This is a genomic window from Microvirga sp. VF16 (assembly GCF_016864375.1).
GTDB lineage: Bacteria > Pseudomonadota > Alphaproteobacteria > Rhizobiales > Beijerinckiaceae > Microvirga.
Map to the genome: position 1 here is coordinate 1245388 of NZ_CP069354.1, position 23768 is coordinate 1269155.

The window sequence follows — 23768 nt, forward strand, 5'->3', positions numbered from 1 at the left end:
TTCCACGCAAAAACGGGAAGACTCCCCCACTGATCGTCGGAGAGCCTCCATACGATCTTTGGAAGACTGATCCAAAGTTGCGGTGCCGTCAATGGCCCAGAATGCCACAAAAAGCTGCAGCCAAAATGTGATCGAATCTGCTATTAAGATGCTGAATTTATTTGCAGAATTTTGCTTGAGTTGCTCTGATCTTCTGGATCGATTCCCGATTTTCTGGCACTTTCGAGGGCTTGCCGGGCTCAAGGATTGGCTCACAGGTCCTCAGCATCTTCTCCCCATCGGTGAAGTATTCGAGAGACGCTTTCAGGAATGTGCATTGGGTTTGATTGTTTTTGTTGCCGTTATAAGTGGCAAGCGTTGTCTGGAAGACTTCGTTCTTTGCGCTAGCTGACTTTTGTGCGTCCATGCACCGCTTCTCAGCTAATAGATCAGCCCGCGATTTCGAATTGCATGTATTATTCGGTGAATCGAGCATTTTCAGGCCTGCGACGACATCGGCCTTCAACTTTCCGGCCAGTTCCGGTTCGTAGACTTGGCACATATCCGTCGTTTTCTCAGCCTGGGCTAAATGCTTTCTGGATTTGCTGAGAAACTCACATCTCGAAATTTCTGTCTTCTCTTGCTGATAGACAGCATGAGCCTTTCGACCTTCCTGCTCGAAACGCTTGGTCAGTTCGATGGCTTTGAGACATTCCTGTTGCGTTGCCGCCTGAGGGTGGGATGTCGCAAAGAGGCTCGCAATCGCGCAAGCCAAAACCAAAACAGCGTTTTTCATTCAGAGCTCAATCCGGCAGCCAAGATCTCCCGTTAGTGTAACCTGCAGTTTTTAAGTGATGCAATATCGTAGTGCCGATATTGGCAAAGATTTCACGCCGCCCGAAGTTCAGGATCGGCACATGCTCGCGGGTGCGGCAGCTTGGCCAGGAGGAACGATGCCGGATGGAGCGCTAGCGCAGATCCGGTATCGTGATGTTAAAGCCAGCGCCGGACGCGTGAGCGGTAACCACGATAGACATCGCCGAACTTACGCTCGAGATACGCCTCCTCGCGAGCCACGACGCCGTAGCGGATGACCAGCGCGAAGGGCACCAGCATCACCAGCAACCAGAGATTGTTGAAAGCGATACCTAAGCCGGTCAGACCCAGGACCATGCCGAGATAGATGGGGTTGCGCGTGAAGCGGTACGGCCCTGTCTCGACGATGGTGGTGGTCGGCAGGTTCGTGGGGACGTTCGAGCCGGCCCTGGTCATCGTAACAATAGCCCAGGCGAACAGCGCCAGCGCGAGGACGAACACCAGTGCGCCGAGCCAGCCATGAGGCAGGTCGGCTGGCAGGAACGGTAGGGGTATGAGCCAGTGGAGTGCAAACCCGGCAAGGACGGAGAGCCCCCATGCCAGTGGCGGTCGAACAATGACGTGAGCGGTATCTGCCGTGTCAGCCATAGCGGGAGGTGAACCCGAGGTCCAAGCCTATGTCACTTGCACATTACCACCAAACCGCTTGGAGCGCGTGACACTCCGATCTATCGCAGTTCGTAATGAAAGGAACATCTTCGCGGATCCTAGAGCATCGGACCCAAAAGTGGACTCCACTTTTGGGTCCGATGCTCAATCCCTTAAGCGGCGCATCGTCGGGCGCGGCCCTCTGGGTCCGCACGATGCGCTAAAGCCACGAGGTTCCCTTGCCGCTGCGGGACACGCCCAGATGCGTCAGCACGCTCGCGCCGATATCCGCAAAGCTTTCCCGCCGCCCGATGGTGCTCTGCTTCACGCCCGGCCCGAAGCTCAGGATCGGCACATGCTCGCGGGTATGGTCGGAACCCTGCCAGGACGGATCATTGCCGTGGTCGGCGGTGATGATGACGAGGTCGCTGTTCTTCAAAGCAGCTTCGATCTCCGGGATGCGTCTGTCGAAGGCTTCCAGCGCGGCGGCGTAGCCGGGGATGTCGCGGCGGTGGCCGAACTCGCTGTCGAAATCGACCAGATTGACGAAGACGAAGCCGCCGTCGGGCAGGTCCTTCAGCGCCTCGATGGCGGCGGACAGGCAGGCATCGTTGCCGTTAGGCTTGATCTCCCGGCCCGTTGAGCGATGGGCGAAGATGTCGCCGATCTTGCCGACAGTCACGACGGAACGACCCGCATTCATGAGCGTGTCCAGGATGGTATCGGCTGGCGGCGGCGTTGCGAAATCCTTCCGGTTGCCGGTGCGCTTGAAGCCTGTTTCGGGCGCGCCGACGAAGGGGCGGGCGATGACGCGGCCGATCTTGTATGCGTCGCAGAGCTCGCGGCCGATCTGGCAGAGATCATAGAGCCGCGGCAGCCCGAACGTCTCCTCATGCGCCGCGATCTGCAGCACGCTGTCGACGGAGGTGTAGACGATCGGCTTGCCCGTGCGCATGTGCTCCGCGCCGAGCTCGTCGATGATGGTGGTCCCGGAAGCATGCTTGTTGCCCAAAATACCGGGTAGGTTGCCGCGCTCGATGAGGGCCGCTGTCAGGGCTTCCGGGAAGGTCGGGACCGTATTGGGGAAATAGCCCCAGTCGAAGGTGACGGGAACGCCCGCGATCTCCCAATGGCCCGAGGGTGTGTCCTTGCCCTTGGAGGTCTCGACGCCATAGCCCCAGGCGCCTTTCAGCGGTCCCTGCGACGCCAAGTTCGGCGGCATGCGTCCCGTCGAGGCCTCAACGGCAAGGCCGAGGCCGAGGGCCGCCATATGCGGCAGGTGAAGCGGGCCCTGGCGCAAACCGGCGTGGTCTCCCCGACCCGCGGCGCAGGCCTCCGCGATATGCCCGACCGTATCGGCGCCGGCATCGCCATAGGCCGCCGCATCCTCCGCTCCGCCGATACCGACGGAATCGAGCACGATGAGTAGAGCGCGAGGCATCACTGACGATCCTTCAAAACACGAGAATCACGACTGATACGGCATTACGGCAAAAGATGCGATGGCGCCTAATGGTGAGGGTGCCCGCCAGAATTGTGGCCCTCATGGGCATGATCATGATGATCGAGCGGGCATTCCGCGCCGTGTTCGTGGGAATCCGGCCGGTGAATCTCGATCTGCAGGGTCGAATGCCCGATACGGAAATGGTCCTTCAGTTCCTGCTGGGCCTGTGCCAGAAAACGGTCGCCCGGATGCCCGTCCGGCATGACGAGATGGGCGGTCAGTGCCGCCTCGGTCGTGCTCACCGCCCAGACATGGAGGTGATGGACGCGGGCGACACCCGGCATCGCCTCGAGCGCCTTCCTGACCTCCGACATGGCGATGCTGCTCGGCACACCCTGCAAGGAGAGCGCCAGCGATTGCCGCAGCAGGCCCCAGGTACCCCAGACGATGACGGCGGCGATGATCAGGCTCAGCACCGGATCGATCCAGTTGGCGCCGGTCCAGAGGATGGCGAGACCGCCGAGAACCACGCCGAGGGATACGGCGGCATCCGCCACCATGTGCAGGAACGCGCCGCGAATGTTGAGATCGTGCTGGCCGCTCATGAAAAGAAAAGCGGTAAAGCCGTTGACGATGATTCCGATGCCCGCCACGATCATCATGGCGCCTGCGGCAACCGGCGGAGGTTCGATCAGCCGCCCGACGGATTCCCATACGATGCCGCCCACCGCGACCAGCAACAGAAGCGCGTTGAAGAGCGCAGCCAGAATGGAACTGGAGCGCAGGCCATAGGTGAAACGCTCCGTTGGTCTACGCCGTGCAAGTACGGCGGCACCCCACGCGATCGCGAGGCCGAGCACATCGCTCAGGTTATGCCCGGCATCGGAGAGCAGGGCCATGGAATCAGCCCAGAAACCATAACCCGCCTCAATGGCGACGAAGGCCAGATTGAGCGTGATGCCGATGGCAAAAGCGCGCCCGTGGCCGGCCTGCGGAGCATGGGAATGTCCGTGATCGTGATGGCCGGTCGAGTGATGATGCGGATGCATGATCGCAGCGTTCAGGCCTTATTCCCGAACGGCGTTCGATGCCGCCGTTTCGAGATTGAAGGCGGCGGCAAAGAGCGCCTTGGTGTAGTCGGTGCGGGGCGCCGCGAAGATGCTCTCGGCCGATCCTTCCTCGACGATCTTGCCGTTCTGCATCACGACCACGTGGTTCGCGAGCGCCCGCACCACTTTCAGATCGTGGCTGATGAACATATAGGCGAGGTTGCGCCGCTTCTGGAGACCGCGCAGCAATTCCACGATCTGCGCCTGCACCGACATGTCGAGCGCCGAGGTGGGCTCATCGAGCATGATGAATTGCGGCTCGAGCGCCATGGCGCGGGCGATCGCGATGCGCTGGCGCTGGCCACCGGAGAATTCGTGCGGGTAACGGTCCATGGTGGACGGATCGAGGCCGACATCCTCTAGCGCCTTGGCGACGATCTCGCGGCGCTGGGCGTAAGACAGGCCCTTGTTCTGGACGAGCAGTCCTTCCTCCACGATCTCGGCCACGGACATGCGCGGCGAGAGGGAGCCGTAAGGGTCCTGGAACACAACCTGCAGATCCTTGCGCATCGGGCGGATCTCTTTCCCGCGCATGCCGTCGATGCGATTGCCGAGAAAGACGATGGGGCCTTCCGATTGCACGAGGCGCAGAATGGCAAGACCCAGCGTCGTCTTGCCGGAGCCGGATTCGCCCACCACACCGACCGTCTCGCCCTTGCGCACGCGCACGGAAACGCCGTCGACCGCCTTCACATGGCCGACGGTTTTCTGAAAGAAGCCGCGCTTGATCGGAAACCACACCTTGATCGGCCCGGCATCGACGATGACCGGCGCATCGTTGGCAACCTGATTGGCGCGACCCTTCGGCTCGGCGGCGAGGAGGCGTTGCGTGTAAGGGTGCTGCGGATTGCCGAAGACCTCGGCGACGGTTCCCTGCTCGACGATCTTGCCTTTCAGCATTACACAGACGCGGTCGGCGATCTTGCGCACGATGCCGAGATCATGGGTGATGAACAGCATCGACATGTTGAGCCTGCTCTTCAGCTCGGCGAGCAGCTTCAGGATCTGCGCCTGCACCGTCACGTCGAGCGCGGTGGTCGGCTCATCGGCGATGAAGAGGTCGGGCTCGTTGGCGAGCGCCATGGCGATCATCACGCGCTGGCGCTGGCCGCCGGAGAGTTGATGCGGATAGGCATCGAGCCTGCTTTCCGCATCGCGGATGCCGACGAGGTCGAGAAGCTCGAGCGTGCGGGCGCGCGCCTGGCGATCCGAGAGACCACGATGCAGTTTCAGGATCTCGCCGACCTGCCGCTCGATGGTGTGGAGCGGATTGAGCGAGGTCATTGGCTCCTGGAACACCATGGTGATGTCGTCGCCACGCACCTTGCGCATCTCGTCTTCGTCGGCAGCGATCAGGTCCTTGCCCTTGAACAGGATGCGGCCCGAGGGATGATGCGCGGACGGGTAGGGCAGGAGCTTGAGCGCCGACAGAGCCGTGACGGATTTGCCGGAGCCCGACTCGCCCACCAGCGCCACCGTCTCGCCCGGCATGACATCGAAGGACACGCGGTCGACCGCCAGCATATCGTTCGCGCCCTGACGGAAGGCGACGGAGAGATCCTGGACGGAGAGGAGAGGCTCGTTCATCGAAACGTCTTCCGCGGGTCGAAGGCGTCGCGCACCGCTTCGCCGATGAAGATGAGGAGGCTGAGCATGATGGCGATCACGAAGAAGCCTGCGAGGCCAAGCCACGGCGCCTGAAGGTTGGCTTTGCCCTGGGCCAGCAATTCACCCAGCGAGGGCGAGCCCGGCGGCAGGCCGAAGCCGAGGAAGTCGAGTGAGGTGAGCGTCGTGATCGAGCCGTTGATGATGAAGGGCAGGAAGGTCAGCGTCGCCACCATGGCGTTCGGCAGGAGATGCTTGAACATGATGGTGCCGTTGGACAGCCCCAGCGCCCGAGCGGCGCGCACATATTCGAAGTTCCTGGCGCGCAGGAACTCGGCGCGCACCACGCCCACGAGCGACACCCAGGAGAAGAGCAGCAGGATGCCGAGCAGCACGAAGAAGCTCGGCGTGATCACCGCCGAGATGATGATGAGAAGATAGAGCGAGGGGATGGCGGTCCAGATCTCGATGAAGCGCTGGAACAGAAGATCGGTCCAGCCACCATAATAGCCCTGCACCGCGCCGGCGAGAACGCCGATGATGGATGAGATGCCAGCGAGCGTGAGGCCGAACAGGACCGAGATGCGGAAGCCGTAGATGAGGCGCGCCACCACGTCACGGCCCTGGTCGTCGGTGCCGAGCCAGTTCCACTCGATGTCCCTGCAGCCTGTGCCGCCGGTGCGCTCCGCGATGGGCCGGCACTGCTCGTCCGTGAGCATCCATGTGGGTGGCGCCGGCGCCGGAACGGGCAGGTCGAGATTATGCGTGTTGTAAGAGAAGCGGATCGGCGCCCAGAGCAACCAGCCGTTGTCCTGGATCTCCTTGGCGATGACCGGATCGCGGTAATCGGTCTGCGCCAGGAAGCCGCCGAACTTCTCCTCTGGATAATCCACGAAGGCCGGATAGAGCAGTTCGTCCTTGTAAGAGGCGAGAATCGGCTTGTCGTTGGCAATCAGCTCGGCGAACAGGCTGAGCACGAACAGGACCATAAAGATCCAGAACGACCAGTAGCCGCGGCGGTTCGCCTTGAAATTCTGCAGTCGCCGCCGATTGAGGGGTGACAGCTTGATGAAACCTTCTTTCGGCAGAGGCGGCGCGACGGGCGAGGAGGCCGGCGAGACGAGAGGAATGGTCTCGTTCATCTCACGCCTCCCCCACCGTCGTCATGGCCGGACTTGTTCCGGCCATCCACGTCTTTGAACCGCAGCGCCAAAAGGCGTGGATACCCGGCACGAGGCCGGGCATGACGGAAGTGCGGTTGCCTCGGCGGAGGATCACAAGAAAGCATGACTTCATCTCACGCCTCCCTGGTCTCGAAATCGATCCGCGGATCGATCCAGGTATAGGTGAGATCCGAGAGCAGGTTCACCGCTAAGCCCACCAGTGAAAAGATGTAGAGATTGGCGAAGACCACCGGATAGTCGCGGTTCACGATGGATTCGAAGGAGAGCAGGCCCAGCCCGTCGAGTGAGAAGATCGTCTCGATCAGGAGCGCGCCGGCGAAGAAGGCGCCGATGAAGGCTCCCGGAAATCCCGCGATCACGATCAGCATCGCATTGCGGAACACGTGGCCGTAGAGCACCTGTCGCTCTGACAGGCCCTTCATGCGGGCGGTGAGCACGTATTGCTTACGGATCTCATCCAGGAACGAGTTCTTCGTCAGCAGGGTCGAGGTGGCAAAGGCGCCAAGTGCCATGGCGGTGATCGGCAGAACGAGGTGCCAGAAGTAATCCGCGATCTGCATATACCAGGGCATGAAGGCCCAGGTCTCGGAGGTCAGGCCGCGCAGGGGGAAGATCTGCCAGAACGATCCGCCGGCAAAGAGCACGATCAGCAGGATCGCGAAGAGGAAGCCTGGGATCGCATAGCCGATGATGACGATGGCCGAGGTCCAGATGTCGAACGAGGAGCCATCCTGCACCGCCTTCTTGATGCCGAGCGGAATCGAGATCGCATAGGAGAGAAGGGTCATCCAAAGCCCGAGACTGATCGAGACGGGCAGCTTCTCCTTGATCAATTCCAGCACCGATATGTCGCGGAAATAGCTCTTGCCGAAATCGAAACGCGCATAATCCCAAATCATCTTCAGGAAGCGCTCATGCGCCGGCTTATCGAAGCCAAACTGCGCCTCGAGCTGCTTGATGAATTGCGGGTCGAGCCCCTGAGCGCCGCGATAGCGGGAGGAGGCGTCGCCTGCACCGGCTCCCGCGCCGCCGGGGCTCTGCGCGCCGAAATCGCCGCCGCCGCCGGAAATGCGGGACGAAGCGCCGGAATCCTGCCCCTGAAGCTGCGCGATGATGCGCTCCACGGGACCGCCGGGAGCGAACTGCACCAGCACGAAGGAGATGAGCATGATCCCGAGGATGGTGGGGATCATGAGAAGAACGCGGCGTGCGATATAGGCCAGCATCAAGCGCCTGCGGATTTCAGGCCGATGCGGCCAAGGTGGGTGTCTTTGAAGCCGGATGCGTACTTCAAGCCGTATCCCAACATGCGGTCGAACCCGATATGCGCCGCCCAGATGGCGGCGAGCCCGATAAGCAGAGCGTTATTCGATAGCCATCCGAATCCAGCCAGGACCGCAGGTCCGAGGGTGGAGTGGAGCGCATTGTAGACCACGGCCCCTGGCTTCGGGCCCGCCGTGTAGGCTGCAAAGCTCAGATCGGGAGCGAGGAAGAGGATGGCATAGAGCCACCAGGAGAGGCCCATATAGGCAAAGGCGGCCGTGGCCAGGAAGAAGAGGGCGAGGCCCTCGAAGCGCAGGAGCAGACGGGGCATGTCCGCCTCTCTGCGGGTCGTCAGCGTCGTGTCCAAGCCTTATCCTCTCCCGATCCGCTTTGCCTTCTCGGCATCGTACCACCAGGTTTCCGGCGCACCCGAGGCAAGGCGTGGCTTGGTCTGCGGGCGCGAGAACTGGTCCCAATAGGCAAGCCATTCGCTGGCTCGGAACCACATGGGCACCCAATAATGGCCCGAACGGAGCACCCGGTCCAGGGCGCGGCAGGCGATGTTCAGTTCCTGGCGCGACTTGGCATTGGCGATCTTCTCGATGAGCGCATCCACCGCCGGGTTGTCGATCCCGGCAATGTTCCGCGAGCCTGGCCTTTTGCCGGCGTCCGATCCGTAAACGATGCGCAGGCTGTCACCAGGCGTGGATGAACCAACGAGGTTACGGCTCGCCATGTCGAAATCGTATTCGTCCATGCGGCGCTGGTACTGCGCGGCATCCACGATGCGCGACGACGCGTCTATGCCGAGCCGCTTCAGGTTCGCCTGGAAGGGTTGCGTATGCGGCTGCAGCGAGGGTTGAAAATCGAGGAACTCGATCCGGAAGGGCTGCCCGTTCGGCAGCTTCAGCACGCCGCCCTCGCGCTTGCATCCTGCTTCGCGCAACAGTTCGTCGGCACGGCGCAGCAGGCGCCGGTCCTGTCCGGAGCCGTCGGAGACGGGCGGGAGAATCGGATCGCCGAAGACGGAGGCAGGCAGCTTGTCGCGGAACGGCTCGAGCAGCGCCAATTCTTCCGGTGAGGGCTTGCCCACCGCCTTCATGTCGCTGTTCTCGAAATACGAGGTCGTGCGCTTGAACAGACTGAACATGATATTCGCATTCGTCCATTCGAAGTCGAAAGCGAGGCCGATGGCTTCGCGGATACGCGGATCCTTGAAGGTGTCGCGGCGCGTGTTGAAGTACCAGCCCTGAATGGTCGAGGGTGCGTCGTTCGAGATCTCTTCCTTCTTCACCTTGCCTTCCCGAACGGCCGGGAAATCGTATCCTGTCGACCAGATGCGGGACGTATATTCCTCATTGTAATTGAGCGTGCCGTTCTTGAATGCCTCGAAGGCCACGATGCGGTCGCGGAAATACTCGTAGCGGATATGCTCGAAATTGTTCTGGCCCACACTCACGGGCAGATCCTTGGCCCAGTAATCCGGCACGCGGTCGAACTCGATGAAACGTCCGACCTCGAAACGGCCGACCTTGTAGGCACCGGAGCCGAGCGGTGCTTCCAGCGTCGAAGCCTCGAAATCCTTCCCCAGCCAATAGCGCTCGGAGAAGATCGGCATGCCGGCGACGATGAGATGCAGATCGCGGCTGCGTTGCGGTGTGAACTGGACGCGCAGAACCTCGTCTGTTTCCGCTTCTGCGGAGGCCATCTGGGTCAGAAGCTGAGAAAAGATCGGATGGCCCTTGGTCTTGAGGATATTCAGCGAGAAGGCCGCATCCTTCGCCGTCAGCTTCGAGCCGTCATGGAAGCGCGCTTCGGGGCGCAGGATAAAGTGGTAGGTGAGCTTGTCGTCGGAAATGCGCACGCTCTTCGCAACGAGCCCATAGAGAGCGTCCGGCTCATCCGCTGAGGAGGTCATCAGGGTGTCGAACGTGCTGGCCATGCCGGCTGCGCCGTCGCCGCGCAGTACGAAGATGTGGAGGGTGTTGAAGGTATCGAAGTTCTGGTTGCCGAGCGTCTGCTTGATCTGGATCGCCAGCGTGCCGCCTTTGGGTGCCGCCGGATTCACGTAATCGAAATGCTTGAAGTCGGGCGGATACTTCAATTCGCCGAAGCTCGACAGGCCATGCGTTTCGGTTTCACCTTCCTGCGCGAAGCCGATGTGTGGCAGAACGGACAGAGCGGCGCTCGCGGCTCCGGTCTTGAGGATGCTGCGGCGGCTGATACTTCTCATCGCGGTGCTCCCGTCTTGGCGGCCTTGGCCTCGTCATACCACCAGATGGTCGGGAAGGCGGCTCCGCCGTAGCGTGGCATCGTCTCGGGATGGCTGTAACGGTTCCAGCGCGCCGTGCGCTGCTTCAATGAGGTCCATTGCGGAACCACGTAATCGTGAGCGAGCAGAACGCGGTCGAGCGCTTTCGTTGCGGCGACGAGTTCTTCGCGATCCTTGGCGAAGATGACCTTCTCGATCAACGCATCGACGCCGGGATCGGCAATGCCCGACAGGTTGCGCGAGCCTTCGCGCGCGGCGGCCTGCGACCCCCAGAACTCGCGCTGCTCGTTGCCGGGCGACTGCGACTGGGGCCAGAGGCCGGTCGCGATGTCGAAGTCGAAAGCGCGGGTGCGGTTGGTATACTGAACGTCATCCACGGTGCGCACCGTGGTGGCGATGCCGAGCCGATCCAATGAGGTCTTGTAAGGCAGGAAGACGCGCTCTTCGTTCGGGCTGCTGCTGAGCAATTCAACGCTCAAGACCTCGCCCTTCGCGTTGACGCGGCGGCCGTTCTTCACCTCCCAGCCGGCTTCCTTGAGGAGCCGGTCGGCTTCGCGCAGATTGTTGCGGATCGTCTCGGGCGAATCGTTGACCGGGTTCTTGAAGGGCGTCGTGAAGACCGAGGCGGGCACCTTGTCGCGAACGGATTCGAGGATCTCCAATTCTCTTCCTTCGGGCAGACCGGACGATGCGAGATCGAGGCCGAAGAAAAAGCTCGATGGCCGCTCGTAGAGACCGTAGAAGATGGTCTTGTTCAGCTCCTCGAACGGGAAGGCCAGATTGAAGGCCCGGCGCACGCGCTGATCCTTGAACTTGTCGCGCCTCATGTTCAGCACAAAGGCCTGCATCACGCCCGTGGCGCGAAACGGAAACTCCTCGAGGATCACGCGACCTTCGTGCCGCGCCGGAAAGTCGTAACCCACCGCCCAGTTGCGCGCGCTGTTCTCGGTGCGGAAATCGAGACGGTCGCTCTTGAACGCTTCAAGCAGCACCGTCGCATCGCGATAATATTCGTAGCGGATCTCGTCGAAATTGTTCTGCCCGACATTCACGTTGATCTTTTCGCCCCAATAATCCTTCACGCGCTCGTAGGATGCATTGCGGCCGGTGTCGAAATTCTTGAGGCGATAGGGGCCGGAGCCGAGCGGCGGTTCGAGCGTGGTCTGCGTCACGTCACGCTTGCGTCCATCAGGCGCCGTTCCCTCCCACCAATGCTTTGGAAGGACCATCAGCTGCCCCATGATCTGCGGCAGCTCGCGATTGCCTTTCTCGTCGAAGGTGAACCTGACCTCACGCTCACCCACCTTCTCGGCCTTGGTGACGTTGGCATAGTAGAAGGCATAGGTCGGGCTGTTGGTCTTCAGGACCTCGAACGAAAAGATGACATCGTCTGCCGTCACCGGCTTCCCGTCATGCCAGCGCGCCTCCGGGCGCAGGCGGAAGCTGGCGGAGGAATAATCCTCCGGGAAGGAAAAGGATTCAGCGAGCAGGCCGTAAGAGGCGTTCGCTTCGTCGAGGGCGGAGGTGGTCAGGGTTTCGTAGATGAGGCCGAGCCCCTGTTCGGGCGAGCCTTTCACGCCGGCGACCACGACATTGAAGCTGTCGAAGGTGCCGAGGGCTCCTAAGCGCACCAGACCGCCCTTCGGGGCGTTCGGATTGACGTAATTGAAATGCGGGAATCCTTGCGGGTATTTCGGCTCGTCGAGCAGGGCCGAACCGTGCCGCCATGGCGCTTCCTGGGCTGCGAGGGGGGTAAAGGCGAGGCAGGCCGCGAGGAGGCTCGGCAGAAAGGTGCGGATCACAAGGCGTCTCCTGAAAGGGCGAGGCGTCTGTCGTTCAAGCATCAGACCCAAAAGTGGAATCCACTTTTGGGATCCATCCGATGCCTCTTCTCTATAATGGCGCATCGTTCAGCGCGGAAAACCGGATCCACTTTTCCGCACGATGCGCCAGCTTACATTTTGTGCGTGCTAAGGCGAGTGCAAGAGATAACGCGGGAAACCTGTGAGCGCCTAAAAGAAAAGCCGGGCCTCAAGCCCGGCTTTCCGAAATGTGATCTCGCAGGAGGTCTTACTGCGCAGCCGGGAAGGCCACCGGGCTGTCGGCCAAGGTTCGCAGATAAGCCAGGATGTCGGCGCGCTCCTTGGCCTGGGCGACGCCTGCGAAGGCCATGATGGTGCCGGGAATGTCCTGCTTCGGATTGTGAATGAAGGCGAACAGCTCCTCATAGGACCAGTTGCCGCCATGGCCCTTCATGGCCGCGGAGTAATTGAAGCCCTCATGAGAGGCGACCGGACGACCAACGATGCCAAAAAGGTTCGGGCCGACCTTGTTCGCGCCGCCCTTCTCGAAGGTGTGGCAGGCCGCGCATTTCTTGGCGGCGCTTTGGCCTTTCGCCGGATCGGCGCTGGCCAGAAGGACCGGGAGCGGCTGCTCTGGTTCTGCGGGAGCGGCTCCACCGCCGGCAGCGGCCTCTTCGGGGGCCGGGAGGTCGTAACCAGGGACAGCGGGCTTATGGGGAGCAAACAGGCCGCCGGCGATAACGTTGACGCCGACCACGAAGAGAAGCGAACCGAAAACGGCGCCTGCGATCTTATTGGTCTCGATATTCATCAGTTAGGCTCTCCTCGCCTTCATACAGCCGGCGAAACCAGGGCAGCAGAACGGATCCGCGGACGAACGCCCGCGACAGGGCCGTTGCTTAGCCGTAGTGATGGGGTTTTGACAATGGGGTTTCCAGGAGTTTTCGCCGTTCTCGTGGTCGCAGCACGGCGCTCCAACGCATAAAGGCAACCGAAGGCCGGGTTCCTGGGGCATGGCAAATCGACCCTGCCTTCCACTTTTCGGTCCGATGTTCTAAGGACGCGCAGTTTCCTTAAAGACGGCGCCATGTCCGACCCCATCGTCCTCATCCCCGCCCGCCTTGCCGCAACCCGGCTGCCGAACAAGCCCCTGGCCGAGATCGCCGGCGAGCCCATGATCGTCCATGTGTGGCGCCGGGCGGCGGAGGCGGGAATCGGGCCGGTGGCCGTGGCGACGGATGCCCCTGAGATCGCCGAGGCCGTAACCAGGGCAGGGGGAACGGCGGTCATGACCCGGGCCGATCACGCCTCCGGCTCCGACCGCATCTTCGAGGCTGTGGAAAAGCTCGATCCGGAAGGCCGGCACGACGTGGTCGTGAACGTCCAGGGCGACCTGCCGACCATCGACCCGGCGGCGATTGCGGCCTCCATCGTGCCGCTTGCGGACCAAGCCGTCGACATTGCGACCCTCGTCGCCGTCATCGCGCGGGAGGAGGAGAAGACCAATCCCAACGTGGTGAAGATGGTGGGAAGCCCGCTTTCCGCCGGCCATTTCCGTGCTCTCTATTTCACCCGCGCCACCGCGCCCTATGGCGACGGCCCGCTCTATCATCACATCGGTCTTTACGCCTATCGCCGCAAAGCGCTGCAGCGCTTCGTCGGCCTGAAGCCGTCTCCGCTGGAGATGCGCGAGAAGCTGGAGCAGCTGCGGGCGCTGGAGGCCGGCATGCGTATCGATGCCGTCATCGTCGATGACGTGCCGCTTGGCGTCGATACTCCCCACGATCTGGACAGGGCGCGCGAGATCATCGCGCTGCGGAGGACATCATGAACAAGGTCATTTCGTTCCAAGGCGAGCTGGGGGCCAATTCCCATACGGCCTGCTCCGAGGCGCGCCCTGATTGGCAGGTTCTGCCGAGCCCGACCTTCGAGGATGCCTTCGCGGCCGTGGACGAAGGGCAGGCGGGCCTCGCCATGATCCCCATCGAGAACTCGATCGCCGGGCGCGTGGCCGACATTCACCACCTTCTGCCGGCCTCCGGGCTGCACATCGTCGGCGAGCACTTCCTGCCGATCCATTTTCACCTGATGGCGATCCCTGAGGCCAATCTCGGCACCGTCAAGGATGTCTACAGCCACGTCCATGCGCTGGGCCAGTGCCGCAAGATCATCCGCAAGCTCGGGCTGAAAGCCCATGTGGCTGGCGACACCGCGGGCTCCGCCCGCGAGGTATCCGAGTGGAAGGATCCGACCCGGGCGTCTCTCTCGCCCCGCATGGCGGCTGATATCTACGGCTTGAAGATCTTGGCCGAGGATGTGGAGGACGAGGCCCACAACACCACCCGCTTCGTCATCCTGTCCAAGACACCGCAATGGACGCCTGCCGGACAGGGGCCGACCGTCACCTCCTTCGTCTTCCGCGTCCGCAACCTGCCCGCCGCGCTCTACAAGGCGCTGGGCGGCTTTGCGACGAACGGCATCAACATGACCAAGCTCGAGAGCTACATGCTCGAAGGCGAGTTCCTGGCGACCCAGTTCTATGCCGAGGTCGACGGGCATCCGGAGGACACCAACCTCAAGCGCGCGCTGGAAGAGTTGGAATTCTTCTCCCGCGAGCTGCGCATCCTCGGCGTGTATCCGGCCGATCCGTTCCGGGAAAAGATCAAGGAAGCCGCCGAGTGAGCATCCTCGTCCGCGAGGCGGTCGAGGGCGATGTCGAAGGCATCGCCCGGGTTCACGTCCAGGGCTGGCGCGAATCCTACAAGGATTTCCTCAGCCCCGAGGCACTTGCAGGCCTCTCCGTCGAGGAGCGGATGAGGATGTGGCAGGGGGCCTTCGCGCAGCCGGATCCGCGGGCCAAGCTTCTCGTCGCGGAAGCGGATGATGGCGAGATCGTCGGCTTCGCGCGCGGCGGACCGATCCGCGGCGAGAACGCCGATGCGCTCGGCACCGTCGCCGAAATTTTTGCGATCTACCTGCTCGACAAGGTCAAGCGCCAGGGCGTCGGCCGCCAGTTGATGCGTGGCGTGCTCGATCATCTCAGCCGGCATAGTCTCCGCTCGGTCGGCCTGTGGGTGCTAAAAGACAACCACCCGGCCCGCCGCTTCTACGAGGCGCTGGGCGGGATGCCGGGAGAGGAGCAATCCTTCGACCTGCGCGGCCAGATGGTCATCGAGGTCGCCTACCGGTTCGAGTTGGCGCTGACCTAGACGCACGGCGCCCCCGATGCCATCCCCGGCGGCCGAAAGGCCGGGAAGGGGATCCACGTTCGGGCTCCGCGTTATGGATTCCCTTCCCCTCCGCCGACACTCCGGCCGGGAATGACACCTTATTCCAAACCCTCCACCGTCATCCCCGTCCCCGGACTTGATCCGGGGATCAGACCCGGGGATCCACGCCTTTGCAGCGCTGCGGTTCCGAAGACGGGATGGCCGGCACGAGGCCGGCCATGACGTCGGGGAGAGGGTCGGCAGAGCAGAGCAATGTTATGTTCATCTTTTGTTCTTGACAAGGTTCCTAGCCTTAGCTATATCATTGCCTCAGATCTGCTCCTATCGAGGGCGCGCTCGCGAGGCGTCGCAGTGTGGGAGCAGGCACGGTCCCGTGAGGCTGACTCGCAATCGGCTTCGACGGGAGGCCCAGGATGTTTGGGTTGGTGGTCGGGATCGGTCGCAGGCCGCCGTCGCGCAGACGGTCACCGCCTGCGGCGGTCGACTGAGCCGGCCTCTCCTGTCCGCCTAAAGAAGCCGTGCGCGAAGAGGCAGTTCGGCTCTTCCATCTCACACCAGACATCGAGCCGGGCTGCCTGTCGCGCCACCCTCGATCAACTCACAGGCTCGCAGCGCAAGCTGCGGGCCCCACGGTGCTGGCTCTTTGACATAGACCCATCCCCACCCACGCCGTCATGGCCGGACCTGATCCGGCCATCCACGTCTTTATCCAAGAGCCGAAGAAGACGTGGATCCCCGGGACTGATCCCCGATCAAGTCCGGGGACGGGGATGACGACAGAGGACGTCATCCCGGACGGCGTCAGCCGATCCGGGATCGCAAGACGAGTACGCACTGTCATCCCGGGGCCGCGCAGCGGAGCCCGGGATCCATAACCGCTGACAGTCCTTCATTCTACCTAGACGGTGTTCATGGATCCCGGCCTGCGCGGGGATGACAGGGTTGAGGTTCAGGCGCCCCATCCCGCCAACGATCCCGGATCTTCGCTGCGCTTCGTCCGGGACGACCCACTTCAAATGCGCTTACTCCTTCACCCATTCCCGGATCAGGCGGTTCGCAATCGCGATAGGGGAGGGCGCCGCATAGTGTTCGTGGGAGCCATCCAGCATGCGCCTCACGTCGTCCTTCGTGAACCAGCGGGCGTCCTCCAACTCCTCGCCGTCGAAGGCGATCTCGTCGGTCAGCGCCTCGCCGATGCAGCCGATCATGATGTTGGACGGAAACGGCCAGGGCTGCGAGGTCATGTAGCGCACCGCACCCACCCGGATGCCGGCTTCCTCAAACGTTTCCCGGCGGACGGCATCCTCGATGGTCTCTCCCGGCTCCAGGAACCCTGCAAGGCAGGAATACATCTTCTCCACGAAACGCGGCTGGCGGCCCATCAGGCATTTGTCGCCGCGCGTGATCAGCATGATCACCACCGGGTCGGTGCGAGGAAAATGCTGGGCGCCGCAGGCAGCGCAATCGCGCCGGAAGCCGGCTTGGGCGAGGCTCGTCGGAGCGCCGCAATTGGCGCAGAAGCGGTGGCGCCGGTGCCAGTCGAGCAGGGATTTCGCCATGGCGAGCATCCCGAGCTCGTCCTCAGGCACGAGGCCGCGCACGGCGATGGAGCGCAGGTCCACGACCGCGAAGGCGGGATCGTCCTGGAACAGCTCCGTAGCCTCTGGCGCCGCCAGGGTCGCCAGCACCGGGCGATCCCCGAGGGTGCCGAGAAAGACCTGCTCCTGATGGCCAGGGATACGGTTCAGCACCGAAGCGGACAGGAGGCTCGTTCCCGGCTCTCCCGCTTGAAGGATCGGCAGGTCGCCGGCCAGGATCACCATGGCGGTGCGAGGATCCTGCGCGGCCTTGGCGAGCGCCTCCGGATCCCGTTCGGCGCTGTGGCGGACAAGCGGATTCGTGATGTAGCCAATGGGTCGGTTCATGGGGTTCAGGCCGCTGCGAAAAGGCTGGCGGCGCGCTCGATCAGGGCGCTCGCCGCGTGGTCAGGATAGGGTGTCCGGGTGCCATGGCCCCAGACGGGACCGGGCCAGGCCGGATCGGAGCGGAAGCGCCCGATCACGTGCACATGAAGCTGCGTCACGATGTTGCCCAGCGCCCCCACATTCACCTTGTCGGGCTTCGAGAGCTCAAGCATGACCTTGGTGGCGATGCGGATCTCCTGCATCAGCTGGACGGCCTGTTCCTCCGAGAGATCCGTGAGTTCGCTCACCCCCTCGATGCGCGGTACCAGCACGAACCAGGGAAAGCGTGCGTCGTTCAGAAGCAGGACGGAGGAGAGGGCGAGGTCGCCGACGGGGAGCGTGTCGGCGTCGAGCCGGGAATCGAGCGTGAATGTCATGGCGCTATGTAACCGAGCCTGCGGCGTGATGTCAGCCTTGACCGTCGTTATCCCTGATCTCGGGTGCCATTCCCGGCGAGCCGAAGGCGAGGGAAGGGATCCAGCCAACGCTCAGCATTATGGATTCCCTTCCCCTTCGCTGCGCTCCGGCCGGGAATGACATTGGACCGCAGTGGAGAGCGGGGATGACTTTGAAGGGGGCTCGTTTCCAACTTGCGTTTCGCAGCCGATACGCCCATATAGCCGGTGGGAGGTTGGCGAGGGACGTCTCACTCGCCAACCGGGTCAGGTCCGGAAGGAAGCAGCCCTAACGAGACCGAACGGGTCTTCGTCCAGCCTCCCACCTATAAGTTTCTCCAAAGCCTTGCAGTCGATGGACGATACCACAGCCGGCACGCCCCTGAACGACGAGCCGGCCCTGCCGGGCTTCCCCGCCGCGCCCGCTCCCGCAGCGAAGGCCTCCCCCTATCGCGTTCTCGCCCGAAAATACCGCCCCAAGACCTTCGACGACCTGATCGGTCAGGAGGCGATGGTGCGCACCCTCTCGAACGCCTTCGAGACCGGTCGCATCCCGCAGGCCTGGATGCTCACCGGCGTCCGCGGCGTGGGCAAGACCACCACCGCCCGCATCCTCGCCCGCGGCCTCAACTACCAGAGGCAGGACGGCTCCGGTGCCCCCACCATCCACATGCCCGAACTCGGCGTCCATTGCGAAGCCATCATGGAATCGCGGCACGTGGACGTGCTGGAGATGGACGCCGCGTCGCATACCGGCATCGATGACGTCCGCCAGATCATCGACGGCATCCGCTATTCGCCGGTCTCGGCCCGCTACAAGGTCTACATCATCGACGAGGTCCACATGCTCTCGGAGAAGGCGTTCAACGCCTTCCTGAAGACGCTGGAGGAACCGCCGCCGCATGCGAAGTTCATCTTCGCCACCACCGAAATCCGGAAAGTTCCCGTCACGATCTTGTCCCGCTGCCAGCGCTTCGATCTGCGCCGCATCGAGGCGGACAAGCTCGTGGCCCATCTCGGCCGCATTTGCGAGGCCGAGAGCGTGCAGGCGGACCAGGAGGCGCTCGCCGCCATCGCCCGCGCAGCGGAAGGCTCGGCGCGCGATTCCCTCTCCCTCATGGATCAGGCGATTGCCCACGGCGCGGGAGTCGTCACGCCCGACACCGTGCGCGACATGCTGGGTTTGGCCGATCGCACCCAGGTCATCGACCTGTTCGAGGCGGTGATGCGCGGCGACGTGCCGGCGGCTTTCGCAAGCCTTCGTTCGCAATACGATGCCGGTGCGGATCCGGCCGTGATCCTGTCCGACCTCGCGGCTTTCTCGCATATCGTCACTCGCCTGAAGCTGATCCCGGAAGCCGCGAAGGACCCGGCTCTGTCCGAGATCGAGCGGACCCGCGGCACGGATTATGCGCAGAAGCTCTCGGTGCGGACCCTGTCGCGCGCCTGGCAGATTCTTCTGAAAGGCATTCCCGAGGTTCAATCTTCGAACCGCCCGATTGCCGCGGCGGAAATGGTGATCGTGCGCTTGGCCTATGCGGCCGATCTGCCAACGCCGGACGAGGCACTGCGCGCCCTGAAGGACGGTGCACCTCTTCCCGCCGGCGGCCCTTCCGCGCCGGCCCCCCGGCCTTCCGGTCCCGCCACCTCCGGCAACATGGCGCTTGCAACGTCCCAGCCCCACCCGCAGCCGCGCCCTCAGGCAGCACAGACTGAGCCGACCATGCGCCTGCGCCGCTTCGAGGACGTGGTGGCGCTTGCCGGCGAGAGGCGCGAGATCGTACTGAAATCGCAACTCGAACGGGATGTGCGTCTCGTCCGTTTCGAAGAGGGCCGCATCGAGCTCAGCCTCACCGAGACCGGCAGCCGCACCATCGCCAACGATCTCACCCGCGCGCTCCAGCAATGGACGGGCGAGCGCTGGATGGTGGCGCTCTCCTCTGAAGAGGGACAGCAGACACTGCACGAGAAGGCGGTCGCGGCCGAGCGCGAGCGCAAGGAAGGCGCGGCCAATCATCCTCTCGTGCAGGCGGTGCTGTCGAAGTTTCCCGGCGCGCAGATCGTGAACGTGATCGAGCGCGCAGAGAAGCCGGGCGAGGATGCGGAAACGGAAATCCTCGGCGAGGCCGATGCGCTGGCCGCACACGAAACGGAAGACGACGACGATCTGTTTTAATTCAAGGATAGGGTCATGAAGGACATTATGGGATTGATGAAGCAGGCTCAGGCGATGCAGCAGAAGCTGCAGGACGCCCAGGCCGAGCTCGACACTCTCGAAGTCGACGGCACCGCCGGCGGCGGCGTCGTGACCGTCAAGGTGACCGGCAAGGGCAGCCTCAAGTCCATCAATATCGATCCCTCGCTCATGAACCCGGACGAGAAGGAGATCCTCGAGGATCTCATCGTCGCCGCCATGAACGACGCCCGCGGCAAGGCAGAGCGGATCACGCAGGAGCGCATGGAAAGCCTGACCAAGGGTCTTCCGCTGCCTCCGGGTCTGAAGCTGTTCTGAGCAGAGCATCGCGCGAAGAAGTGGATACCGGTTCTTCGCACTCAGCGATGCAACAAAAGCAAAAGAGACCTTGAATGGCCCAGCACGTCGCCGGCCCTGAGATCGAGCGCCTGATCCAGCTCCTCGCCCGCCTGCCGGGCTTAGGTCCACGGTCGGCGCGGCGCGCGGCGCTTCACCTCATCAAGAAGCGCGAGACGCTGCTCAACCCGCTGAGCGATGCCATGCGCGTCGCCAACGAGCGCATCGTCGTGTGCTCATCCTGCGCCAATGTCGATACCTCGGATCCCTGCACCATCTGCCGGGACGCCAAGCGCGATCCGTCCATCCTCGTGGTGGTCGAGGACGTGTCCGATCTCTGGGCGCTGGAGCGCTCGGGCGCGATCAACGCGAGGTATCATGTGCTCGGCGGCGTGCTCTCGCCGCTCGACGGCGTGCGGCCCGAACACCTGAACCTGGAGCGCCTCGTGGCCCGTGCCTCCGAACCCGGCGTGAGCGAGGTGATCCTGGCGCTGAACGCCACGGTCGACGGGCAGACCACCGCCCATTACATCACGGAGCTTCTCGCTCATCTCCCCGTGAAGGTGACAAAGCTCGCCCACGGCGTCCCCGTCGGCGGCGAACTCGATTACCTCGACGAGGGCACGCTCTCGGCGGCGATCCGGCAGCGCACATCGTTCTGAAGCGAAACCGTTTCTTCCTTCGTCATCCCCGGGCTTGTCCCGGGGATCCACGTCTTTCTTGCCCAAGGCGTTAAGGCGTGGATGGCCGGAACAAGTCCGGCCATGACGGGATGGGTGTCATCCCCGGCGGCCGCAGGCTGGGAGGGGATCCATCTGTCAAATCGCGCAACCGGCAGATGATGACGTGACAGGCCCGAGCGCCGTTGCTAATCAGGCGGCAACGAAACCCCTTGCCTCGAGTTGCCCATGTCCAACCTTGCCCAAACCATCGACGCCGCCTGGGAAGACCGGGCCAATGTGAATCCTTCGACGACTGGCGCTGTGCGCGAAGCCGTCGAGGAATCGATGAACCTCCTCGATTCCGGCAAGGCGCGCGTCGCCGAGAAGACCGGCGGCGAGTGGCAGGTGCATCAATGGCTGAAGAAGGCGGTGCTGCTATCCTTCCGCCTGAATGACATGGGCATCATCAAGGGCGGGCCGGGCAATGCCGTGTGGTGGGACAAGGTGCCCTCCAAGTTCGACAACTGGTCCGAGGTCGAGTTTAAGGCGGCGGGCTTCCGCGCCGTGCCGAACTGCACCGTGCGCCGCGGCGCCTATATCGCGCCGAACGTCATCCTGATGCCCTCCTTCGTCAATCTCGGCGCCTATGTGGACGAGGGCACCATGGTCGACACTTGGGCGACGGTCGGCTCCTGCGCCCAGATCGGCAAGAACGTGCATCTCTCCGGCGGCGTTGGCATCGGCGGCGTGCTGGAGCCGCTCCAGGCCAACCCGACCATCATCGAGGACAATTGCTTCATCGGCGCCCGCTCCGAGGTTGTCGAGGGCGTGGTCGTGGGTGAGGGCTCGGTGCTCTCCATGGGCGTGTTCATCTCGGCCTCGACCAAGATCATCGACCGCAACACCGGCGAGGTTTTTTTGGGCCGCGTGCCGCCTTACTCCGTGGTCGTCCCCGGCTCGCTCCCAGGCAAGCCGCTCCCGGACGGTACCCCGGGCCCGTCCCTCTACTGCGCCGTCATCGTGAAGCGCGTCGATGCGCAGACCCGCGCGAAGACGGGGATCAACGAGCTGTTGCGGGACTAACAAGATTGTAGCCTTCCCCTCGTTTGTGTTACATAGTGACATATACGGGGGATGACTTGGAACTGCTGCGATATATCTTCGGCTTTGAGGGCCGCATCAATCGAGCCCATATTTGGATTGGAGCAATCTTAAATCTGATCCTCACCAACGTACTCGATTTGCTCTCGCCCCTCGGCAATAGGGTCTTCGGACAAATTTTGGGAGAGATCATTTTCGGAGGGATCAATCTTCGGAGGGATCAATCTATTGCTGATCGCCTCCTTCATTTCTCTCGAGGTTAGGCGCTTACATGATCGGAATAAGTCCGGTTGGTGGCTGCTGCTGCAATCTCTGCCCTTCGTCGTATTGATCGCTTTTCTATATGTTCTTTCCGGTTCTGGAGATGATTCTACGAAAACCGGATTTGCACAACATCTGCTAACCTGGGCAAGTTTGCCAATCTGGGCGGTCTTTCTATGGTTTTTCGTGCAACTCTTTTGTTTGCGCGGAACGGTCGGTCCTAATCGATTTGGGCCAGATCCGCTTGAGAGTAACCGCGCGCAAATAGAGCCGGAGGTTGTTAGGGATTGATTTTATAGGCGAACGTGCATCATGGAGATATGCTGCACGACCTCTCTCCGCTCTCTCTCGCCCAATCCCTCCTGCGCTGCCCCTCGGTGACACCAGAGGAGGGCGGGGCGCTCGCCTTCATCGAGAGCGTGCTCAAGGAGGCGGGGTTCGAGGTCCACCGTCCGGTCTTCTCCGAACCCGGCACGCCGGACGTCGAGAACCTCTATGCCCGCTACGGCAAGGGCGAGCCCTATCTGCTTTTTGCTGGTCATACGGATGTGGTGCCGCCGGGCGATGTGAGCCGGTGGCAATACGATCCCTTCAGCGGCGAGATCCATGGCGGCGAGCTTTATGGGCGCGGCGCGGTGGATATGAAGGGCGGCATCGCCTGCATGATGGCAGGGGCGCTCGATTTCATTCGCCATAACCCGGACTTCAAGGGTTCCATCGGTTTTCTGATCACAGGAGACGAGGAGGGGCCTGCCGTCAACGGCACGGTAAAGCTCCTCGAGTGGGCGAAGGGGCGCGGCGAGCGGTTCAGTCATTGCATCCTGGGAGAGCCGACGAACCCGAACCAGCTCGGTGACATGATCAAGATCGGGCGGCGTGGGTCGCTCACGGGCAAGATCGTTGTCGAGGGCAAGCAGGGGCACGTGGCCTATCCGCATCTCGCGGACAATCCGATTCCAGGCATGATGCGCCTGCTCGACGGGCTCCTGAAGGAGCCGCTCGATCGGGGGACGGACCATTTCGATGCCTCGAACCTGGAGGTGACCACGGTCGATGTGGGCAATCCTGCGGCCAACGTGATCCCGGCTGAGGCGAGGGCTACCTTCAACATCCGCTTCAACGATCTCTGGACGCCGCACAGCCTGGAGGCGGAGATCGAGCGGCGCCTGCGCGAGGCCGCCGGCAACACGGTGCGCTATGCTCTGACGGTGGAGCCGACCAACGCGGTCGCCTTCCTCACGCCGCCCAATGCGTTCGTGGGTTTCATCGCCGACGCCATCAGGGCCGAGACCGGCTCGCAGCCGAAGCTCTCCACCACGGGCGGCACGTCGGATGCTCGCTTCATTGTGAAGTATTGCCCCGTGGTCGAATTCGGCCTCGTCGGACAGACCATGCACCAGATCGACGAGCGCGTGGCCGTTGCCGATTTGGACCGTCTGGCAGTGATTTACCGCAAGGTGCTGGACGCCTATTTCGCCGCGTGAGTTCAAAAGGGGAACTTGA

22 protein-coding genes and 1 other RNA gene are annotated in these 23768 nt (G+C 62.7%); 10 read left to right on the top strand and 13 right to left on the bottom strand.

Translation table 11 applies throughout. The annotated features are described in order from the left end of the window. Positions 1-157: 157 nt before the first annotated feature. The 11 genes from JO965_RS05845 to JO965_RS05895 all read right to left on the bottom strand — a co-directional run bounded on the left by JO965_RS05845 (position 158) and on the right by JO965_RS05895 (position 12933). Positions 158-775, bottom strand: a complete 618-nt coding sequence (locus JO965_RS05845) for a hypothetical protein (protein WP_203442759.1) — start codon at positions 773-775, stop codon at positions 158-160. A gap of 197 nt (positions 776-972) precedes the next feature. Next, on the bottom strand, positions 973-1443 hold the full coding sequence (locus JO965_RS05850) for an isoprenylcysteine carboxylmethyltransferase family protein (RefSeq protein WP_203442760.1): 471 nt from the start codon (positions 1441-1443) through the stop codon (positions 973-975). 220 nt (positions 1444-1663) lie between these two features. Beyond that, positions 1664-2884: a phosphopentomutase gene (locus JO965_RS05855; protein WP_203442761.1), complete on the bottom strand. Its 1221-nt coding sequence runs from the start codon at positions 2882-2884 to the stop codon at positions 1664-1666. 68 nt (positions 2885-2952) lie between these two features. After that, the gene (locus JO965_RS05860; protein WP_203442762.1) at positions 2953-3936 is read right to left on the bottom strand and encodes a cation diffusion facilitator family transporter; all 984 of its coding nucleotides are present in this window, start codon (positions 3934-3936) and stop codon (positions 2953-2955) included. Positions 3937-3954: 18 nt separating this feature from the next. Further along, complete coding sequence (locus JO965_RS05865; protein ID WP_203442763.1) at positions 3955-5583, bottom strand: ABC transporter ATP-binding protein; 1629 nt, start codon at positions 5581-5583, stop codon at positions 3955-3957. Next, positions 5580-6743, bottom strand: a complete 1164-nt coding sequence (locus JO965_RS05870; RefSeq protein WP_203442764.1) for an ABC transporter permease — start codon at positions 6741-6743, stop codon at positions 5580-5582. The genes JO965_RS05865 and JO965_RS05870 overlap by 4 nt, the downstream gene beginning before the upstream one ends. A gap of 155 nt (positions 6744-6898) precedes the next feature. After that, positions 6899-8011 (bottom strand): microcin C ABC transporter permease YejB, encoded by a 1113-nt coding sequence (locus JO965_RS05875; RefSeq protein WP_203442765.1) that lies wholly within the window; start codon positions 8009-8011, stop codon positions 6899-6901. Next, positions 8011-8379, bottom strand: a complete 369-nt coding sequence (locus JO965_RS05880) for a DUF4260 domain-containing protein (protein ID WP_203442766.1) — start codon at positions 8377-8379, stop codon at positions 8011-8013. The genes JO965_RS05875 and JO965_RS05880 overlap by 1 nt, the downstream gene beginning before the upstream one ends. Positions 8380-8418: 39 nt before the next feature. Continuing rightward, positions 8419-10281 (bottom strand): extracellular solute-binding protein, encoded by a 1863-nt coding sequence (locus JO965_RS05885; protein WP_203442767.1) that lies wholly within the window; start codon positions 10279-10281, stop codon positions 8419-8421. Continuing rightward, positions 10278-12164: an extracellular solute-binding protein gene (locus tag JO965_RS05890; RefSeq protein ID WP_371826835.1), complete on the bottom strand. Its 1887-nt coding sequence runs from the start codon at positions 12162-12164 to the stop codon at positions 10278-10280. The genes JO965_RS05885 and JO965_RS05890 overlap by 4 nt, the downstream gene beginning before the upstream one ends. A 226-nt stretch (positions 12165-12390) precedes the next feature. After that, positions 12391-12933 (bottom strand): cytochrome c family protein, encoded by a 543-nt coding sequence (locus tag JO965_RS05895; protein WP_371826836.1) that lies wholly within the window; start codon positions 12931-12933, stop codon positions 12391-12393. Between the two features lie 276 nt (positions 12934-13209). Between JO965_RS05895 and JO965_RS05900 the strand changes: the two genes are divergently transcribed. From JO965_RS05900 to JO965_RS05910, 3 genes are read left to right on the top strand one after another with little or no spacing between them, the layout of a single operon-like run. After that, positions 13210-13953, top strand: coding sequence for a 3-deoxy-manno-octulosonate cytidylyltransferase (locus JO965_RS05900; RefSeq protein WP_203442769.1), 744 nt, complete (start codon positions 13210-13212; stop codon positions 13951-13953). Beyond that, the gene (locus JO965_RS05905) at positions 13950-14804 is read left to right on the top strand and encodes a prephenate dehydratase (protein WP_371826837.1); all 855 of its coding nucleotides are present in this window, start codon (positions 13950-13952) and stop codon (positions 14802-14804) included. Before JO965_RS05900 ends, JO965_RS05905 begins: the two co-directional genes overlap by 4 nt. Beyond that, a complete protein-coding gene (locus tag JO965_RS05910) occupies positions 14801-15331 on the top strand; it encodes a GNAT family N-acetyltransferase (RefSeq protein ID WP_203442770.1) in 531 nt (176 codons plus the stop codon). Before JO965_RS05905 ends, JO965_RS05910 begins: the two co-directional genes overlap by 4 nt. Before the next feature lie 1043 nt (positions 15332-16374). On the opposite strand, the gene nudC is transcribed toward JO965_RS05910, so the two are convergent. After that, positions 16375-17277, bottom strand: coding sequence for an NAD(+) diphosphatase (gene nudC, locus JO965_RS05915; RefSeq protein ID WP_203442771.1), 903 nt, complete (start codon positions 17275-17277; stop codon positions 16375-16377). Between the two features lie 5 nt (positions 17278-17282). Next, complete coding sequence (locus tag JO965_RS05920) at positions 17283-17693, bottom strand: HIT domain-containing protein (protein ID WP_203442772.1); 411 nt, start codon at positions 17691-17693, stop codon at positions 17283-17285. Positions 17694-17940: 247 nt separating this feature from the next. Between JO965_RS05920 and ffs the strand changes: the two genes are divergently transcribed. The 7 genes from ffs (at position 17941) to dapE (ending at position 23749) form a co-directional block, all read left to right on the top strand. After that, an RNA gene (gene ffs, locus JO965_RS05925) (signal recognition particle sRNA small type) lies at positions 17941-18039 on the top strand. Between the two features lie 27 nt (positions 18040-18066). Next, entirely contained in the window at positions 18067-19887 is a 1821-nt protein-coding gene (locus JO965_RS05930) for a DNA polymerase III subunit gamma/tau (protein ID WP_203442773.1), read from the top strand. A 15-nt stretch (positions 19888-19902) separates the two neighbouring features. Beyond that, positions 19903-20223, top strand: coding sequence for a YbaB/EbfC family nucleoid-associated protein (locus JO965_RS05935; protein WP_152713581.1), 321 nt, complete (start codon positions 19903-19905; stop codon positions 20221-20223). 74 nt (positions 20224-20297) lie between these two features. Beyond that, positions 20298-20903 carry a recombination mediator RecR gene (recR, locus tag JO965_RS05940; RefSeq protein WP_203442774.1) on the top strand — a complete coding sequence of 202 codons (606 nt, stop codon included), beginning with the start codon at positions 20298-20300 and terminating at the stop codon, positions 20901-20903. 246 nt (positions 20904-21149) lie between these two features. Further along, on the top strand, positions 21150-21986 hold the full coding sequence (dapD, locus tag JO965_RS05945; protein WP_371826838.1) for a 2,3,4,5-tetrahydropyridine-2,6-dicarboxylate N-succinyltransferase: 837 nt from the start codon (positions 21150-21152) through the stop codon (positions 21984-21986). A 246-nt stretch (positions 21987-22232) separates the two neighbouring features. After that, complete coding sequence (locus JO965_RS49275) at positions 22233-22556, top strand: DUF805 domain-containing protein (RefSeq protein ID WP_203442776.1); 324 nt, start codon at positions 22233-22235, stop codon at positions 22554-22556. 29 nt (positions 22557-22585) lie between these two features. Beyond that, positions 22586-23749, top strand: coding sequence for a succinyl-diaminopimelate desuccinylase (gene dapE / locus JO965_RS05955; protein WP_203442777.1), 1164 nt, complete (start codon positions 22586-22588; stop codon positions 23747-23749). Positions 23750-23768: the final 19 nt, after the last annotated feature.